The 16,514-nt window shown below is 65.9% G+C and carries 18 protein-coding genes; 7 read left to right on the top strand and 11 right to left on the bottom strand.

The annotated features are described in order from the left end of the window. Positions 1-9: 9 nt before the first annotated feature. The 5 genes from CON76_RS10990 to CON76_RS10970 all read right to left on the bottom strand — a co-directional run bounded on the left by CON76_RS10990 (position 10) and on the right by CON76_RS10970 (position 4,333). Positions 10-714, bottom strand: coding sequence for a succinate dehydrogenase iron-sulfur subunit (locus CON76_RS10990; RefSeq protein ID WP_101103393.1), 705 nt, complete (start codon positions 712-714; stop codon positions 10-12). Between the two features lie 25 nt (positions 715-739). Further along, a complete protein-coding gene (gene sdhA / locus CON76_RS10985; RefSeq protein ID WP_101103392.1) occupies positions 740-2,545 on the bottom strand; it encodes a succinate dehydrogenase flavoprotein subunit in 1,806 nt (601 codons plus the stop codon). Positions 2,546-2,548: 3 nt separating this feature from the next. After that, complete coding sequence (gene sdhD / locus CON76_RS10980) at positions 2,549-2,914, bottom strand: succinate dehydrogenase, hydrophobic membrane anchor protein (protein ID WP_101103391.1); 366 nt, start codon at positions 2,912-2,914, stop codon at positions 2,549-2,551. A gap of 28 nt (positions 2,915-2,942) precedes the next feature. Beyond that, a complete protein-coding gene (gene sdhC / locus CON76_RS10975; RefSeq protein WP_101103390.1) occupies positions 2,943-3,374 on the bottom strand; it encodes a succinate dehydrogenase, cytochrome b556 subunit in 432 nt (143 codons plus the stop codon). A gap of 143 nt (positions 3,375-3,517) precedes the next feature. Continuing rightward, entirely contained in the window at positions 3,518-4,333 is an 816-nt protein-coding gene (locus CON76_RS10970; RefSeq protein ID WP_101103389.1) for a GntR family transcriptional regulator, read from the bottom strand. Between the two features lie 106 nt (positions 4,334-4,439). On the opposite strand from CON76_RS10970, the gene CON76_RS10965 reads away from it, so the two are divergent. Genes CON76_RS10965 through acnB form a run of 4 tightly spaced genes read left to right on the top strand, consistent with a single transcriptional unit; the run spans position 4,440 to position 9,728 of the window. Beyond that, entirely contained in the window at positions 4,440-5,426 is a 987-nt protein-coding gene (locus CON76_RS10965; protein ID WP_101103388.1) for a malate dehydrogenase, read from the top strand. An 18-nt stretch (positions 5,427-5,444) separates the two neighbouring features. After that, complete coding sequence (locus CON76_RS10960; protein WP_205758232.1) at positions 5,445-6,437, top strand: HpcH/HpaI aldolase/citrate lyase family protein; 993 nt, start codon at positions 5,445-5,447, stop codon at positions 6,435-6,437. Between the two features lie 36 nt (positions 6,438-6,473). Beyond that, on the top strand, positions 6,474-7,106 hold the full coding sequence (locus CON76_RS10955; RefSeq protein ID WP_240592843.1) for a hypothetical protein: 633 nt from the start codon (positions 6,474-6,476) through the stop codon (positions 7,104-7,106). Between the two features lie 30 nt (positions 7,107-7,136). Continuing rightward, positions 7,137-9,728: a bifunctional aconitate hydratase 2/2-methylisocitrate dehydratase gene (gene acnB / locus CON76_RS10950; protein WP_101103387.1), complete on the top strand. Its 2,592-nt coding sequence runs from the start codon at positions 7,137-7,139 to the stop codon at positions 9,726-9,728. 56 nt (positions 9,729-9,784) lie between these two features. On the opposite strand, the gene CON76_RS10945 is transcribed toward acnB, so the two are convergent. The 6 genes from CON76_RS10945 to hemL form a co-directional block, all read right to left on the bottom strand. Further along, a complete protein-coding gene (locus CON76_RS10945) occupies positions 9,785-11,110 on the bottom strand; it encodes a sensor histidine kinase (protein ID WP_101103386.1) in 1,326 nt (441 codons plus the stop codon). Continuing rightward, positions 11,107-11,769 carry a response regulator gene (locus CON76_RS10940; protein ID WP_101103385.1) on the bottom strand — a complete coding sequence of 221 codons (663 nt, stop codon included), beginning with the start codon at positions 11,767-11,769 and terminating at the stop codon, positions 11,107-11,109. Before CON76_RS10940 ends, CON76_RS10945 begins: the two co-directional genes overlap by 4 nt. 12 nt (positions 11,770-11,781) lie before the next feature. Further along, a complete protein-coding gene (locus CON76_RS10935) occupies positions 11,782-12,333 on the bottom strand; it encodes a cytochrome b/b6 domain-containing protein (protein WP_101103384.1) in 552 nt (183 codons plus the stop codon). Between the two features lie 21 nt (positions 12,334-12,354). Beyond that, positions 12,355-12,618 carry a PepSY domain-containing protein gene (locus CON76_RS10930; RefSeq protein WP_101103383.1) on the bottom strand — a complete coding sequence of 88 codons (264 nt, stop codon included), beginning with the start codon at positions 12,616-12,618 and terminating at the stop codon, positions 12,355-12,357. A gap of 96 nt (positions 12,619-12,714) precedes the next feature. Continuing rightward, positions 12,715-13,728: a cyanophycinase gene (locus tag CON76_RS10925; RefSeq protein WP_101103382.1), complete on the bottom strand. Its 1,014-nt coding sequence runs from the start codon at positions 13,726-13,728 to the stop codon at positions 12,715-12,717. Beyond that, positions 13,725-15,023, bottom strand: a complete 1,299-nt coding sequence (gene hemL / locus CON76_RS10920; protein ID WP_101103381.1) for a glutamate-1-semialdehyde 2,1-aminomutase — start codon at positions 15,021-15,023, stop codon at positions 13,725-13,727. Before hemL ends, CON76_RS10925 begins: the two co-directional genes overlap by 4 nt. 95 nt (positions 15,024-15,118) lie before the next feature. On the opposite strand from hemL, the gene CON76_RS10915 reads away from it, so the two are divergent. The 3 genes from CON76_RS10915 to CON76_RS10905 all read left to right on the top strand — a co-directional run. Next, complete coding sequence (locus CON76_RS10915) at positions 15,119-15,292, top strand: rubredoxin (protein ID WP_101103380.1); 174 nt, start codon at positions 15,119-15,121, stop codon at positions 15,290-15,292. A 17-nt stretch (positions 15,293-15,309) separates the two neighbouring features. After that, positions 15,310-15,870 carry a chemotaxis protein CheW gene (locus CON76_RS10910; RefSeq protein WP_101103379.1) on the top strand — a complete coding sequence of 187 codons (561 nt, stop codon included), beginning with the start codon at positions 15,310-15,312 and terminating at the stop codon, positions 15,868-15,870. After that, positions 15,863-16,514: hypothetical protein (locus tag CON76_RS10905; RefSeq protein ID WP_420812942.1), on the top strand; the 652-nt coding region annotated here is incomplete at its 3' end. The genes CON76_RS10910 and CON76_RS10905, both read left to right, overlap by 8 nt.

The following is a 16,514-nucleotide window of genomic DNA, read 5'->3' as shown; positions in this document are numbered from 1 at the left end:
TGACGTGGGTTAAACGGCGCGACGCACCATCAGTTCCTTGATCTTGCCTATGGCCTTGGTGGGGTTGAGGCTCTTGGGGCACACATCCACGCAGTTCATGATGGTGTGGCAGCGGAACAAACGGTAGGGATCTTCAAGGTTGTCCAGACGCTCGGCGGTGGCCTGATCGCGGCTGTCGGCAATGAAGCGGTAAGCTTGCAGCAGACCAGCAGGGCCGACAAACTTGTCGGGGTTCCACCAGAAGCTGGGGCAGGAAGTCGAGCAGCTGGCGCACAAAATGCACTCGTACAGGCCGTTGAGCTCTTCGCGCTCTTCGGGCGATTGCAGGCGTTCGGTTTGCGGCGGCTGGCTGGTGTTGATCAGGAACGGCTTGATGCTGTGGTACTGCTTAAAGAACAGCGTCATGTCCACAATCAGGTCGCGGATCACGGGCAGGCCCGGCAGGGGCTTCAAGGTGATGACGCCCGGCAGGGTGTTCATGTTGGTCAGGCAGGCCAGACCGTTCTTGCCGTTGATGTTCATCGCATCCGAGCCGCACACGCCTTCGCGGCAGCTGCGGCGGAAGGAGATCGACGGATCGACTTCCTTGAGCTTCATCAGCGCGTCGAGCAACATGCGCTCGTTGCCCGCCAGCTCGACCTCGATGGTCTGCATGTAGGGCTTTGCGTCCTTCTCGGGGTCGTAGCGGTAGATCTTGAAAGTGCGTTTTGCCATTTGTACTTGCTCCAGTTCGCTGCGATCAGAAGGTGCGGACCTTGGGCGGCACGGATTCCACCGTCAGCGGCTTGAGGTTAACCGCCTTGTAGGTCAGGCTGTTGTTGGCGCTGTGCCACAGGGTGTGCTTCATCCACTCCTTGTCGTTGCGGCCCAGCGGGAATTGCGCGTCGTCGGCGGGGCGCTCGTAGTCGTTGACGGTGTGCGCGCCACGGCATTCGCGGCGGGCAGCGGCCGAAGTCATGGTGGCTTGCGCCGCTTCGATCAGGTTCTCGACTTCCAGCGCCTCAATGCGTGCGGTGTTGAACACCTTGGACTTGTCTTTGAGCGTGATCGCTTCCACGCGGGCACGCATGGCGTTGATCTTCTTGACCCCTTCGTCCATGCTGGCTTGGGTGCGGAACACACCGGTGTGTTGCTGCATGGCAGCGCGCAGGTCGTTGGCCACGGTTTGGGCGTATTCGCCGCTGGTGGAACCGTCCAGACGGGCCAGACGGGCCAACGTGCGGTCGGCAGCGTCTTTGGGCAGGTCTTGGAACTCGGCCTTGGGGTTGACGTTGGCCACAATGTGGTTGCCCGCAGCGCGGCCAAACACCAGCAAATCCAGCAGCGAGTTGGTGCCCAAGCGGTTGGCACCGTGTACCGATACGCAAGAGCATTCGCCCACAGCGTACAGACCGTTGACCACTTTTTGGCTGCCGCTGCCATCGGGTACCACCACTTGACCGTTGATGTTGGTCGGGATGCCGCCCATTTGGTAGTGGATGGTGGGCACCACAGGGATGTCTTCCTTGGTGATATCGACGTTGGCGAAGTTGACACCAATTTCGTACACCGACGGCAGACGCTTGTGGATGGTCTCAGCGCCCAAGTGGCTGAGCTTGAGCATCACGTAGTCCTTGTTCGGGCCGCAACCACGGCCTTCCTTGATTTCCTGGTCCATGCAGCGCGACACGAAGTCGCGCGGGGCCAATTCCTTCAGGGTCGGGGCGTAGCGTTCCATGAAGCGTTCACCCTGGCTGTTGAGCAGGATCGCGCCTTCGCCACGGCAGCCTTCGGTCAGCAGCACGCCCGCGCCGGCCACGCCGGTGGGGTGGAACTGCCAGAACTCCATGTCTTGCAGCGGGATGCCCGCACGTGCGGCCATGCCCAGGCCGTCGCCGGTATTGATGAAGGCGTTGGTGGAGGCGGCAAAGATGCGGCCTGCACCGCCCGTGGCCAGCATGGTGGTCTTGGCTTCGAGGATGTAGGTCTCGCCGGTTTCCATTTCCAGCGCGGTCACGCCCAGCACGTCACCCGCTTCGTTGCGGATCAGGTCCAGCGCCATCCATTCCACGAAGAAAGTGGTGCGGGCGGCCACGTTTTGCTGGTACAGCGTGTGCAGCATGGCGTGGCCGGTGCGGTCGGCGGCAGCACAAGCGCGTTGCACCGGCTTTTCACCGTAGTTGGCGGTGTGGCCACCAAACGGGCGCTGGTAGATGGTGCCGTCGGGGTTGCGGTCGAACGGCATGCCGAAGTGTTCGAGTTCGTACACGACCTTGGGCGCTTCGCGGCACATGAACTCGATGGCATCCTGGTCGCCGAGCCAGTCGGAGCCCTTGATGGTGTCGTAGAAGTGGTAGTGCCAGTTGTCCTCGTTCATGTTGCCCAGCGAGGCACCAATGCCACCTTGCGCCGCCACGGTGTGCGAGCGGGCGGGGAACACTTTGGACAGCACGGCCACGTTGAGGCCAGCGCGGGCGAGTTGCAGCGATGCGCGCATGCCGGAGCCGCCGGCACCGACGATCACGACGTCAAATTTGCGCTTGGGGAGGTTTGCGGTTTGGGCCATGGCTTACAGTTTCCAGAGAACAGAGAAGGCCCAGCCGGCACAGCCGACCAGCCAGACGAGGGTGAAGACGTGCAGGGCCAGACGCAGGCCCACGGGCTTGACGTAGTCCATCCAGATGTCGCGCACACCGATCCAGGCGTGCCATGCCAGCGAGATGATCAGGCCAAAGGTCAGGAACTTCATCCACTGGGAGGCGAAGATGCCCGCCCAGGCTTCGTAGTTGATGGGGCCGCTGATGGTCAGCACTTGCAACAGCAGCACCACCGTGAACAGGGCCATCAGGGAGGCGGTGACGCGCTGCACCAGCCAGTCGCGCAGGCCGTAGTGGGCGCCGGTGACGACGCGTTTGGAACCGTAGTTGACGGACATTTTCTTGTGCTCCGGGTTTTCTTGTGAATCAGTACAGGCCAAACAGCTTGGCGCCCAGCACGGCGGTCAGGCCAAATGCCAGCACCAGGGTGGTGGTGGCGGAGGACTTGCCGAATTCCTTGGTCACGCTGTGGGTGGCGTCCATGTACAGGTGGCGCACGCCAGCGATGAAGTGGTGCAGGTAGCCCCAGATCAGGCCCAGCGTGGCCAGCTTGACGAACCAGCCCGGCACGAAACCGATACCGGTGCCAAAGGCGGCGGTGAAATCCTCGTAGGAGATCTCGGACGACAGCGAGGTGTCGAACAGCCACACCACAAAGGGCAGCAGCAGGAACATCAGCAGGCCGCTGACACGGTGCAGGATGGAGACCACACCGGCCGCTGGCAAGCGGTAGGTGCGCACGTCCTGGAGAAGGTGGATGTTGCGGAACTCAGGCCGCTTTTTGCTCAGCTCTGTCATGGGTGGACTCTTTCAAGTGGGCTTGGAAGACAGTGGATGGGAAAGCCCGTTTTGTAACGCTGGCGTTACAGCCGTTACACACGGATCGAAAACTCACGGATTCTATTGCAACGCAGCAAGCCCATTCAGGTTTCTCAAGCTTCTCAGCTGAGTTGGTTGTGGTAGTGGTGGTGGTCGGTGCGGTACAGGCCACGGCGCAACTCCATGGGCACGTCGTTGTAGGTGTAGGCCAGGCGCTCCACGCTCAGCAGGGGTGCGCCATCGGGCACTTGCAGCTGTGCGGCAGCGGCGCTGTCGGCGGCCACGGCCTTGATCTTTTCGTCGGCGCGCACCATGCGCACGCCAAATTGCGATTCAAACAGGGCGTACATTGGGCCTTGGTCCTGTGTCAGTGCGCTGGCGGTCAGGCCCTTGAAGGGGCCGCCGGGCAGCCAGATGTCTTCCAGGATGGTGGGCTGCTGCTGAAATGAGAGCACGCGGCGCACCTGCAGCACGCTTTCGCCGCTGCGCAGGCCCAGCGCGTGGGCAATGTCCACCGGCGCGCGCAGGCGGCGGCATTGCACGATGTGGCGTTGCGCAGATCCAACACTGGCGCGGTCGCCGCTGTCGGGCTCCAGCCGCAAGAATCGGAACTGGGTGTGCTGCTCGGCGTGCGTGGCCACAAAAGTGCCCTTGCCTTGGCGGCGCACCAGCAGGTGTTCTGCCGCCAGTTCGTCGATGGCTTTGCGCACGGCGCCTTGGCTGACGCGAAAACGCCCGGCCAGCTCCATTTCGCTGGGGATGGCATCGCCCGGCTTCCATTCGCCCGCTTGTAGGCTTTGCAAAATCAATGACTTGATTTGCTGGTACAACGGGCTGAATGCGGGGGTGGCCACCCCTTGGCCATCGGCCAAGGCAGGCAGGCCCATTGCGGGAGCCGCCGCAGCAGGCGAGGTGGCAAAAGAGGGTGAGGCCGTCATAAGGCCAATCATATCTTATATAAGACATAAGACAAATTGACGTTGAGTCTCAGGGCAGGGTACACTTGACAAAATTTTCATCAACCGCTCCCTGGAGAATCCTTTCATGAGCAAAAAGCCCGTTCGCGTGGCCGTCACTGGTGCCGCTGGTCAAATTGGTTACGCCCTGCTGTTCCGCATCGCTTCTGGCGAAATGCTGGGCAAGGATCAACCGGTCATTCTGCAACTGCTCGAAATCCCCGACGAAAAGGCCCAGAACGCGCTCAAGGGCGTGATCATGGAGCTGGAAGATTGCGCCTTCCCGCTGCTGGCTGGCATTGAAGCCCACAGCGACCCGATGACCGCCTTCAAGGACACCGACTACGCGTTGCTGGTGGGTGCCCGTCCGCGTGGCCCGGGCATGGAGCGTGCCGACCTGCTGGCCGCCAACGCCGCCATCTTCACCGTGCAAGGCAAGGCGCTCAACGCCGTGGCCAGCCGCAACGTCAAGGTGCTGGTGGTGGGCAACCCTGCCAACACCAACGCCTACATCGCCATGAAGTCGGCCCCGGACCTGCCGGCCAAGAACTTCACCGCCATGCTGCGTCTGGACCACAACCGCGCCGCTTCGCAAATCGCCGCCAAGACCGGTTCTGCTGTGGGCGACATTCGCAAGCTGACCGTGTGGGGCAACCACTCGCCCACCATGTACGCCGATTACCGTTTCGCCACCATCAATGGCGTGTCGGTCAAAGAAACCATCAACGACCAAGTGTGGAACGCTGAAACGTTCCTGCCGACCGTGGGCAAGCGTGGCGCTGCCATCATTGCCGCCCGTGGCCTGTCGTCGGCCGCTTCGGCTGCCAACGCTGCTATCGACCACATGCGCGATTGGGCCTTGGGCTCCAACGGCGAATGGGTGACGATGGGTGTGCCGTCCAACGGCGAATACGGCATTCCGGCTGGCATCGTGTTTGGCTTCCCGGTGACCACCGAAAACGGTGAGTACAAGATTGTGGAAGGTCTGGAAATCGACGCGTTCTCGCAAGAGTGCATCGACAAGACCCTGGCCGAGCTGCAAGGCGAAGCCGACGGCGTGAAGCACCTGCTGTAATTTGCCGGAGCGACAAGCGTGAGCAAGCATCCGCGTGACGTGTTGCTGGGGGCGCAAGCCGGGGCGGTATCGCTGCCGGTGTGTGACCATTACAGCGGTGTGGAAGCGCGGATGCGCAAAAGCCTGCAATTGCAGGCCGAATACATCGAGCGGCTGGGGACGTGCGTGTTTGACGTGACCCTGGACTGCGAGGACGGCGCTCCCGTGGGTGGAGAGGCCGAGCACGCTGCACTGGTGACCGAACTGGTGCAGGGTGTGGATTTCACCCGTGCGGTGGTGCAACGGGTGGGCGTGCGGGTGCATCCGGTGGAGCATCCGGCGTTTGAAGCCGATGTGGCCTACATTGTGGGCCGTGTGGGGCACCAACTGTCGCATTTGATGGTGCCCAAGGTGGAGTCGGTGGCCGACGTGGAACGTGCGGTGCAAGCTATGAACGCCGCGGGTGCGGCGCAGCTGCCGTTGCACGTGTTGATTGAGTCGCCGCTGGCGGTACACCGCGCTTTTGACATTGCGGCGCACCCGCGCGTGCAGTCGCTCAGTTTTGGCCTGATGGATTTTGTGTCGGCGCACGGTGGTGCCATCCCGTCGGACGGCATGGGGGTGGCCGGGCAGTTCAGCCACCCGCTGGTGCTGCGCGCCAAGATGGACATGGCCAGCGCGTGCCACGCTTACGGCAAGGTGCCGTCGCATTGTGTGGTCACCGAGTTCAAGGACCGCGACGCCATGCGCCAGGCCGCCCGCCGCGCCGCGCGTGAGCTGGGCTACACCCGGATGTGGAGCATCCATCCGGATCAGATCGAGCCGATCCTGGAAGCGTTCGCCCCCACCGAGCAGGAGGTGGAGCAGGCCGCGCGCATTGTGATGGCCGCGTATGAGGCCGATTGGGCCCCCATTTCGGTGGATGGGGGGGTCTTGCACGACCGGGCCAGTTTCCGTTACTTTTGGCAGGTGCTGGAGAGGGCGCATCAGACCGGATGTGTCCTGCCCGCATTGGCCCAATCCTTTTTCTAAATCCGGGTTTTGTTGGGCGACCCAGGAGAATTACACATGACGATGTCTTATGGTCTGAAACTGTTGTGCGCATTGACCAGCGCCGCGTGTCTGGCCACCTCCGCCATGGCCGCCACATCTTCCGCTTCTTCCTCGTCCCGCAGCAAAGCCAGTGTCAGCAAATCGGCCAAGGCCAAGGCCAAGGTGAAAGCGTCGTCGCGCAGCAAGGCCGTCAAGGTGGCCAAGCTGGGTGCGGTGGGTGCCGCTGGTGTGGCTGGCGGTGCCGCGCTGGCCAGCATGTCCTCGCGCCCGGTCGCGCCGTTGAGCGATGCCGAGCAGGCCATTGCCGCCAACGTGCATGTGGGCGAGCTGCCGTGCGAGCTGGGCCAGAAGGTGAGCCTGCGCGCCGACCCCAATACGCCGGGCTACTTCCACATGTCGCTCAAGGGCGAGCGCTTCCATATGCGCCCGGTGCAAAGCAGCACCGGCGCGGTGCGGCTGGAGGACACCGCGCAGGGCGCGGTCTGGATCCAGCTGGCCAACAAGTCCATGCTGATGAGCCAGAAGCAGGGCCGCCGTCTGGCGGATGAGTGCGCCAGCCCCGAGCAGCAAGCGGCGGCGGTGGCACTCAAGGCCAACCCCATCAATCTGCTGGACGGCCCTGCCGCCGGCAGCCCGCGTTCAAACTGAACAACAACGTTTTTTTAATGGAGTGTGTTGATGTTGCAAGCCTACCGTGAACATGTGGCCGAGCGCGCCGCGCTGGGTATTCCGCCGCTGGCGCTGGACGCCAAGCAAGTGGCCGATCTGATCGAGCTGATCAAGAACCCGCCGGCAGGCGAGGAAGCGTTCCTGCTGGAGCTGCTGACGCACCGCGTGCCCCCGGGCGTGGACGATGCGGCCAAGGTCAAGGCCAGCTTCCTGGCGGCGGTGGCGCACGGCGACATCACGGTGGGCCTCATCTCCAAGGCCAAGGCCACCGAGCTGCTGGGCACCATGGTGGGCGGCTACAACGTGCACCCGCTGATCGAGCTGCTGGACGACGCCGAAGTGGCGGGCGTGGCCGCCGAGGGCCTGAAGAAGACCCTGCTGATGTTCGACTTCTTCAACGACGTGGCCGACAAGGCCAAGGCCGGCAACGCCAAGGCCAAGGAAGTCATGCAGAGCTGGGCCGACGCCGAGTGGTTCACCAGCCGCCCCGAGGTCGAGCAAAAAATCACCGTGACCGTGTTCAAGGTGCCGGGCGAGACCAACACCGACGACCTGTCGCCCGCGCCCGACGCCTGGAGCCGTCCGGACATTCCGCTGCACTACCTGGCGATGCTGAAGAACACCCGTCCCGACGCGGCCTTCAAGCCCGAGGAAGACGGCAAGCGCGGCCCGATGCAGTTCATCGAAGACCTGAAGAAAAAGGGCAATCTCGTGGCCTACGTGGGCGACGTGGTGGGCACCGGTTCTTCGCGCAAGTCGGCCACCAACAGCGTGATCTGGGCCACCGGCCAGGACATCCCCTTCGTGCCGAACAAGCGTTTTGGCGGCGTGACCCTGGGCGGCAAGATCGCCCCCATCTTCTTCAATACGCAGGAAGACTCGGGTTCCCTGCCCATTGAAGTGGACGTGAGCCAGCTGGAAATGGGCGACGTGATCGACGTGCTGCCCTACGACGGCAAGCTGCTGAAGAACGGCGCCGAAGTGGCCTCGTTCGCCCTCAAGAGCGAAGTGCTGCTGGACGAAGTGCGCGCCGGCGGCCGCATCAACCTGATCATCGGCCGTTCGCTGACCGCCAAGGCGCGCGAGTTCCTGGGCCTGCCCGCCTCCACCCTGTTCCGCCTGCCCAAGGCCCCGGTCGAGTCCAAGGCCGGCTTCACCCTGGCGCAGAAGATGGTCGGCCGTGCGGTTGGCCTGCCGGAAGGCCAGGGCGTGCGCCCGGGTACCTACTGCGAGCCGAAGATGACGACCGTGGGTTCGCAAGACACCACCGGCCCGATGACCCGTGACGAGCTGAAGGATCTGGCCTGCCTGGGCTTCAGCGCCGACCTGGTGATGCAGTCCTTCTGCCACACCGCGGCCTACCCCAAGCCGGTGGACGTCAAGACCCACCGCGAGTTGCCCGCCTTCATCAGCAACCGTGGTGGCGTGGCGCTGCGCCCGGGCGACGGCGTGATCCACAGCTGGCTCAACCGCCTGCTGCTGCCCGATACCGTGGGCACCGGCGGTGACTCGCACACCCGCTTCCCGATCGGCATTTCCTTCCCGGCCGGTTCCGGCCTGGTGGCCTTCGGTGCCGCTACCGGCGTGATGCCGCTGGACATGCCCGAGTCGGTGCTGGTGCGCTTCAAGGGCGAAATGCAGCCGGGCGTGACCCTGCGCGACTTGGTGCACGCGATTCCGCTGTACGCCATCAAGGCCGGTCTGCTGACCGTGGCCAAGGCCGGCAAGAAGAACGTGTTCTCGGGCCGCATCCTGGAAATCGAAGGTCTGCCGGACCTGAAGGTGGAACAGGCGTTCGAGCTGTCCGACGCCTCCGCCGAGCGCTCCGCAGCCGGTTGCACCATCAAGCTCAACCCCGAGCCGATCAAGGAATACCTCACCAGCAACATCGTGCTGATGAAGAACATGATCGCCGACGGCTACCAGGACGCCAAGACGCTGGCTCGCCGCATCGAGAAGGTGGAGCAGTGGCTGGCCAACCCGAACCTGCTGGAAGCCGACAAGGACGCCGAGTACGCCGCCGTGATCGAGATCGACCTGGCCGACATCAAGGAGCCCATCGTCTGCTGCCCGAACGACCCGGACGACGCCAAGTTCCTGTCCGACGTGGCCGGTACCAAGATCGACGAGGCCTTCATCGGTTCGTGCATGACCAACATTGGCCACTTCCGCGCCGCAGCCAAGCTGCTGGGCGGCCAGCGCGACATTCCGGTCAAGCTGTGGGTGGCCCCGCCGACCAAGATGGACGAGAGCGAGCTGATCAAGGAAGGCCATTACGCCGCCTTTGGCACCGCCGGTGCGCGCACCGAGATGCCGGGCTGCTCGCTGTGCATGGGCAACCAGGCGCAGGTGCGTGAGGGCGCGACCGTGGTCTCGACCTCGACCCGCAACTTCCCGAACCGCCTGGGCAAGAACACCAACGTGTTCCTGGCCTCGGCGGAGTTGGCCGCGATTGCGTCCAAGCTGGGCAAGCTGCCCACCGTGGCCGAGTACCACGAAGCGATGGGCATCGTGAACCAGGACGGCGCCGCGATCTACAAGTACCTGAACTTCGACCAGATCGAAGAGTACGCTGAGACCGCCAAGGGCGTGACCGCCTAATCCTCAGCCCTTGCGGCTGTGAGTGCCAAGCCCCGGTGCAACCACCGGGGCTTTTTTTATGCGCTTTTTTCGGGGGGCTGCGGCCATTGCAGCAGCACGGCAAAGCCGGTGTTCACGTTGGGCAGGGCGACGCTGCCGCCGTGCGCCTGCAGCACCAGGTCGGCCAGCATCAGGCCCAGGCCGCTGAGGCCGGTGCCGGGGGTGTAGTCGTGCTGTTGCAGCGCCTGGCGCAGGCGTTGCAGGGTGGCGTCGGGGCAACCCGGGCCGTTGTCGTGCAGGTGCAGTTGTTGCAGGCCGCTGGGGTTGGGGGACGCCCACAGCTGCACCTGGGTGGCGCCGTGCTGGCGCGCGTTGTCGAGCAAATTCATCAGCACGGCGGCCAGCAGGTCGGGGTCGGCGTGCAGGGTGGGGTCGCCCTTGGCCACGATGGCCAGCCCGTCGTGCGGCCACGGTGCCAGCAGCACCGACAAGGGTACGGCTTGCCACTGCGGCTCGGTGCCACTGCGGAACATGGTGAGCAGCGCCTGCATCACGCGGCTGAGGCGCTGGCTGCCTTGGCGCGCTCGGTTCAGCCGCGGTTGCAGGCTGGGCGGCGCTTCCTTGAGCGCAATGGCCAGCTGTGCGTCGATGCCCGCCAGCGGGGTGCGCAGGGCGTGCGCGGCGTGGGCGGTGAAGGCGCGTTCGCTGCGGAAGCGTTGCGCCAGGCGCTGGCCCAGCTCGCGCACTGCCTGGGTGATGGGTTCGAGTTCGGCGCGTTTGGCGCTGGCCAGGTCGGTGGCGGGCTGCAACGGGTCGTAGTGCTGCACGGCTTGCGACAGCTGCTGCAGCGGCTGCAGCTCCTGGCGCAGGCGCAGGCTCAGCAGCAGGATGCCCACGCCGCCGGCCAGCAGCGCACTGACCAGGGTGTACACCAGCGACTCGGTGCGCGCGTCGTAGCGCTCGCTCTCGCTCTGGGCCACCAGCAAGAAGCGCGTCGGGCTGTGCTGCAGGCCCAGCGTGACGATGCGCCATTCGCCGTCGGCGCTGTGGGTGGTGTGCGCCATCGGCCTGGGGTGCAGCGCGCTGGTGGGCGCCTTGTGCGAGCGCGCCAGCACTTGCCCACGCTGGCTGTCGATGATCTGCCAGACCAGGTGTTCCTCGTAGTCGGTGTGGGGCAGTGGCGGCGCGCTGTGGGCCGGGGTGGGTGGCTGGTTGGCCAGCACGTTGTGGATGATTTCGGCCGATTCGCGCAGCCCCTGGTCCATCAGCTCGTCGATCTCGTGGCCCACGATCCACCACACCACCGCACCCATGAGCACGCAGGAGCACAGCGACATCCACAACAAGGTGCGGGTGACGCGTGAGCGGATGGAGGGCAGGGGCGTGGTGGGTGGCGTGGTCATGGGGCGGCGGGCGCGGGCACCCGGTAGCCCAGGCCGCGCACGGTCTCTATGGCGTGCTTGCCGAGTTTGCTACGCAGTTTGAAGACGTGGACTTCGAGGGCGTTGCTGGCCAGGTCGCTGTCAAAGCCGCACACCAGGGCTTCGAGGTCGCTTTTGGAGACGATGCGCCCGGCACGCAGCACCAAGGCTTCCCAGATGGCCCATTCGCGGGCGGTGAGTTCCACCGGCTGGCCGTGCAGCCACACAGCTTTGGCCGTCAAGTCCACTTCCACCGCACCAAAGGCTTTGCGTTGGGCGCTGCCGGTCATGCGCCGGGCTACAGCGCGCAGGCGCGCAGCCAGTTCTTCGGGGGCAAAGGGTTTGACCAAAAAATCGTCGGCTCCGCTGTCCAGGACCTGGATGCGTTCGCTCAACAGGTCGCGCGCGGTCAGCACCAGCGCCGGGGTGGTGGCGCCTTGGGCGCGCAGGGTGCGCAGCCAGTCCACGCCCGAGCCGTCGGGCAGATTCCAGTCCAGCAGCCAGGCGTCGTAGGGTTCGGTGATGAGGATTTTGGCCTGCGCCAAGGTGGTACACCAGTCCACCACGTGGCCGTCGCTGCGCAGGTAGTCGCGCAGGCCTTCGCCCAGGATGGCATCGTCTTCGAGCAGCAGCAGGCGCATGGCAGGTGGGCGTCAGTAGCGTTGTTTGTGGCCCGTGATCATGGCACGGATCAGGCGCGTGCGTTCCAGGCGGCCCATGACGATGGCGGCGGCAGCATGCAGGCCCGCGGCCAGCAGCAGGCCGTTGGCCAGCCATTCGTGCAGTTCCATCAGCCATTCCTCGCCCCAGTAGGCGTCGGTGGTTTGCAGCCAGCCGGTCAGGCCCAGCGACAGCACCAGCACCATCAGGGCCAGCATCATCAGCGCGCCCAGCGGGTTGTGGCCGTCGTAGTGCGGTTGTTCGCCCCGGCGCAGTGCCTGCAGGTGGCGGCCCAGGCGCTGCGGGGTCGGGAAGAAGTCGGCAAAGCGGGCGTGCCGACCGCCCACAAAGCCCCACACCAGCCGCAGCAGCACCAGCGCGCTGGCGGTGTAGCCCGTCCATTCGTGGGCGGTTTCACCGGCTTCGAGCACAAACTGGTTCAGCACGATGCAAGTCACCAGGCTCCAGTGGAAGATGCGCACGAACGGATCCCACACTTTGACAGCGGGGGTGGAAGCAGCGGCGGATGAGGTGTTGGGCGTCATGGGCGTTGCGCGGGCAGTGGTTTACTTGCGTTCCAGCTCGGCGCCGGTGGCGGGGTCGAAGTAGATCTCGACTTTCTTGCCGCCCTTGTCCAGGCCGTAGATTTCGTAGCACTTGCCCTTGCTGACCTTGAAGGTCTTGATCTGGTAGCCTTGCTTTTCCATGCCGACCTTGAAGTCGGCTTCTTTCATCCACTTTTCTTGCGGCACGTTGCAGGTGGGGCCAGCGAAGGCGGCAGCGGCGGTGCCCAGGGTCAGAACGAGAGCGGCGGCGGTACGGAGTTTCATGGGGAGTCCTTGTGTGTGGAACAAACCGTCCACAGCCCCTATTGAATGCCCCCAAGATTAAGTGGCGCTGAAGCGCCAGCAGCAAAGCAGAAGCGTTCAGCCGCGTATCGGGCCGGGGCGCACCAGCAGTTCGACCGCTTCCCGCAGCGCGTCGGGCAGCGGCGGTTGCTGTGTGGTGCCCACCAGGTAGCGGTTGCCGCTGGGCAGCAGGTGCAGGCGCACGTCGAGCATCTCCAGCCGCTGTTCGGGCTCGGCCTCGTTGAAGTTGGAGCGCATGGCCCGGCCATCGACCAGCGTGACCGCGCCTTGGCCGATGATCTCGATGCCGCGCTGGCGTTCGATCAGCAACGCGGTGTCTTCGTCGATGCCCACGCCCAGCATGTCGGGGCGCTGCGCCAGCGCCGACAGCAGGCGACTGAGGCGGCGGCGTTCCGAAAAGTGCTGGTCCACGATGGCGTGGTTGACAAAGCCCAGCCCGATGTCGAGCGTGACGGTGTCCTTGCGCGGCAGTTTGGTGGCGGCACCGATGGCCAGCATCTGGCGCGACATGACCGCCGCCCCCGCGCTGGTGCCCGCAATGCAGCAGCCGCGCAGGTGGAAGGCGGTGTGCATGGCGCGTGCGGCGGCGGTCTCCCACAGCGTGTCCATCAGGCGGCGCTGGTCGCCCCCGCTCATGAAGATGCCGTCGGCTTGCAGGATGCGTTCCACCGCCTCGGGGGCGTTGGCGTCGTCGGGGCTGCGCAGGTCGAGGTGGCTGGTTTGGCTGGCCCCCAGTTCGGCAAACACGGGTTGGTAGCCTTGCCACGACGCTTCGGGCACGCTGCTGGCGGCGGTCAGCACCAGGATGCGCGCCTGCGGGCCGCCGCACAGCTCGACAAAGCGGCGCAGGATGATGCGGTCTTGCAGCCGGTCTTCGGCACCGCCGATCACCAGCAGGCGCCCGGCCTTGGAGGCGGGGGCGTGGTCTGCGGCAGGCTCGGGGCCGCTGGCGGGGCGGCGCGTGAAGGGCGTGGCGCAGGCGCTCAGCAGGGCGCTGGCGGCCCCCAGCCCGAGCAGGTGGCGGCGGGGCAGCATGGCGGTGGCGCGCTGGGTGGAGGTGGCGGGGCTCACAGCTGGGCAAACACCTCGCGCGCGGCGGCCACGGTGGTGGCGATGTCGGCGTCGGTGTGTGCGGCGCTGACAAAGCCGGCCTCGTACAGCGCGGGCGCAAAGTAGTGGCCGCGCTCCAGCATGCCGTGGAAGAAGCGGTTGAAGCGTGTGCCGTCGGTGCCCATGACGGTGGCGTAGTTCTGCGGCAGTTCGGGCAGAAAGAAGAAGCCAAACATGCCGCCTTGGCTGTCGCCGCAGAAGGGCAGGCCTGCGGCGTGCGCGGCTTCGGTCAGGCCTTGTACCAGCGCCTGTGTTTTGGCGCCCAGGGCTTCGTAGAAGCCGGGCTGTTGCACCGCCTTCAGGGTGGCCAGGCCGCAGGCGGTGGCGACCGGGTTGCCGCTGAGGGTGCCGGCCTGGTACACAGGGCCCAGTGGTGCGAGTTGGCGCATCACCTCGCGCTTGGCGCCAAAGGCGGCCAGTGGCATGCCGCCGCCGATGACCTTGCCCAGCACGGTCATGTCGGGCTCAAAACCGGGGATGAGCTGGGCGTACACGCCCTGGGCGCTGCCCAGGCCCACGCGCAGGCCGGTCATCACTTCGTCGAACACCAGCAGGGCGCCGTGCTGGGTGCAGAGCTCGCGGCAGCGGCGCATGAAGGGCACGCTGGCGCGCACGAAGTTCATGTTGCCCGCAATGGGTTCGATCATCAGGCAGGCCAAGTCGTTGCCGTGGGTGTGGAAGGCGGCTTCGAGGGCTTCAATGTCGTTGTAGGGCAACACCAAGGTGTGCTGGGCCACTTCAGGCGGCACACCTGCGCTGGTGGGGTGGCCAAAGGTGGCCAGGCCCGAGCCCGCTTTGACTAGCAGGGCGTCGGCGTGGCCGTGGTAGCAGCCCTCGAACTTGAGGATCATCTTGCGCCCGGTGGCGCCGCGTGCCAGGCGGATGGCGCTCATGCCGGCCTCGGTGCCGGAGCTGACCAGGCGCACCATGTCGATGCTGGGCACGAGCTTGATGATTTCCTCGGCCAGTTCGATTTCGCGTTCGGTGGGCGCGCCAAAGCTGAAGCCCTCCAGCGCGGCCTGCTGCACGGCGGCCAGCACGTCGGGGTGACCGTGGCCCAGGATCATGGGGCCCCAGGAGCCGATGTAGTCGGTGTAGCGCTGGCCGTTGGCGTCCCACATGTAGGCGCCCTGGGCGCGCTGGATGAAGCGTGGCGTGCCGCCCACGGCCTTGAAGGCGCGCACGGGGGAATTGACGCCGCCCGGAATCCGGGTTTGGGCGCGCTCGAACAGGATCTGGTTGCGGTCGGTGGTCATGGGGTGTGGGCTTGGGCAGACGCGGTGCCACGCCAAAGCGCGCGGCAGGCTAGATACAATGAAACCCATTCTAAAACAAGCAACCTTTTCGCAAAATGAGTGCAAGCAAAACCTGGATGTGTCTGATTTGTGGCTGGATTTACGACGAGGCCGCCGGTGCGCCGGACGACGGCATCGCTCCCGGCACCAAGTGGGAGGACGTGCCGATGAACTGGACTTGCCCCGAGTGCGGCGCGCGCAAGGAAGACTTCGAGATGGTGCAGCTCTGAGGCTGCACCGGCGCTGATTGACGGCCACCGCCCCATCGCCGCTGCTGGCGTTCCAGGCCGAACTGGCGCGCCAGCTGGCGGCGGCGCCCGAACACGCGCCCGCCACCGGTGCCCAGGGCATCGGGCTGATGCTGCACGGCGTGCGCGCCTGGGTGCCACTGGTACAGGCGGGCGAGGTGGTGGTGCCGCTGCCCCTGCAGCGCGTGCCGCGCACCCAGCCCTGGGTGCTGGGGGTGGCGGCGCTGCGCGGTGGCGTCACGTTGGTGGTGGACTGGGTGCGCTGGCTGGGTTTGGCCTCGGCGCCGTTGGCGTTGCCTGCTGCGGCGGGGTACTGGCTGGCGCTGGCGCCCGGCTTGGGTGTGCCCGCTGCGTTGCGGGTGGAGCGCCTGCTGGGCCTGCACACCCTGGACGGCTGGCAGCCGGTGCAGCCCGCCCCGCAGGCGCATGCGGCCCTGCCACAGGTCTGGCGCGATGGCGCGGGCGCGGTGTGGCACCAGCTTGATTTGCAGCGGCTGGCGCAGGCGCCCGGTTTTCTGAATCCCCACCAGCTCCCCGACCCAAGGAATGCCGATGTTTGACGCACTGCGCCCCCGCCGGAACCGCCCCCGTCAGGCCGACCCGGCGTGGTCGGTGGCGGAGCCTGCAGCGGCGCCAGTGCCACCGCAGCTGCCGCCGGTGCTGGACACGCCCGTGCTGCCGGTGCCCGTGCTGGGCAGCTGGCCGCTGCACACGCTGCAACGCGGCCTGTGGATGGGGCTGGCGCTGGCGGTGTTGCTGGCGGCCGGTACGACGGGCTGGGGCTGGCGGCTGGGGCAGACTGGCTGGAAGGACGGCGCCGCCGCCGACCTGGCCCCGCTGGCGCAAAGCGTGGCCGCGCAGGGCCAGACCCTGCAGCAGGGCCAGGCGCTGGTGCAGCGCGCCACGGCCAGCGCGCAGCGGTTGTGGGACTTGACCCCCACCTGGGCGCAGCAGGCGCAGGCGTGGGCGGCGGCGTTGCCGCCCAAGGCCACGCTGGCCGAAGGCGTGACGGCAGCCCAGGCCAGCGCGGCGGTGGAGCGCATCCGCTGGGCCCTGCAGGCGGTGCTGCACCCGCAAGGCGTGCGCCCCGAGGCGGTGCAGGAGCTGGTGCGCGCGCTGGAGACGCTGCACGCGCACACCGAGCGCGCGCTGGCCGCACCCGGCACCGCCACGGCCCAGCTCAACAGCCCGGCGCGCAAGGCCG

The organism is Macromonas bipunctata, assembly GCF_002837135.1.
GTDB classification, from domain to species: domain Bacteria; phylum Pseudomonadota; class Gammaproteobacteria; order Burkholderiales; family Burkholderiaceae_C; genus Macromonas_A; species Macromonas_A bipunctata.
The sequence above is the reverse complement of the archived record's forward strand: the minus strand, read 5'-3'. Positions and strand labels throughout refer to the sequence as shown.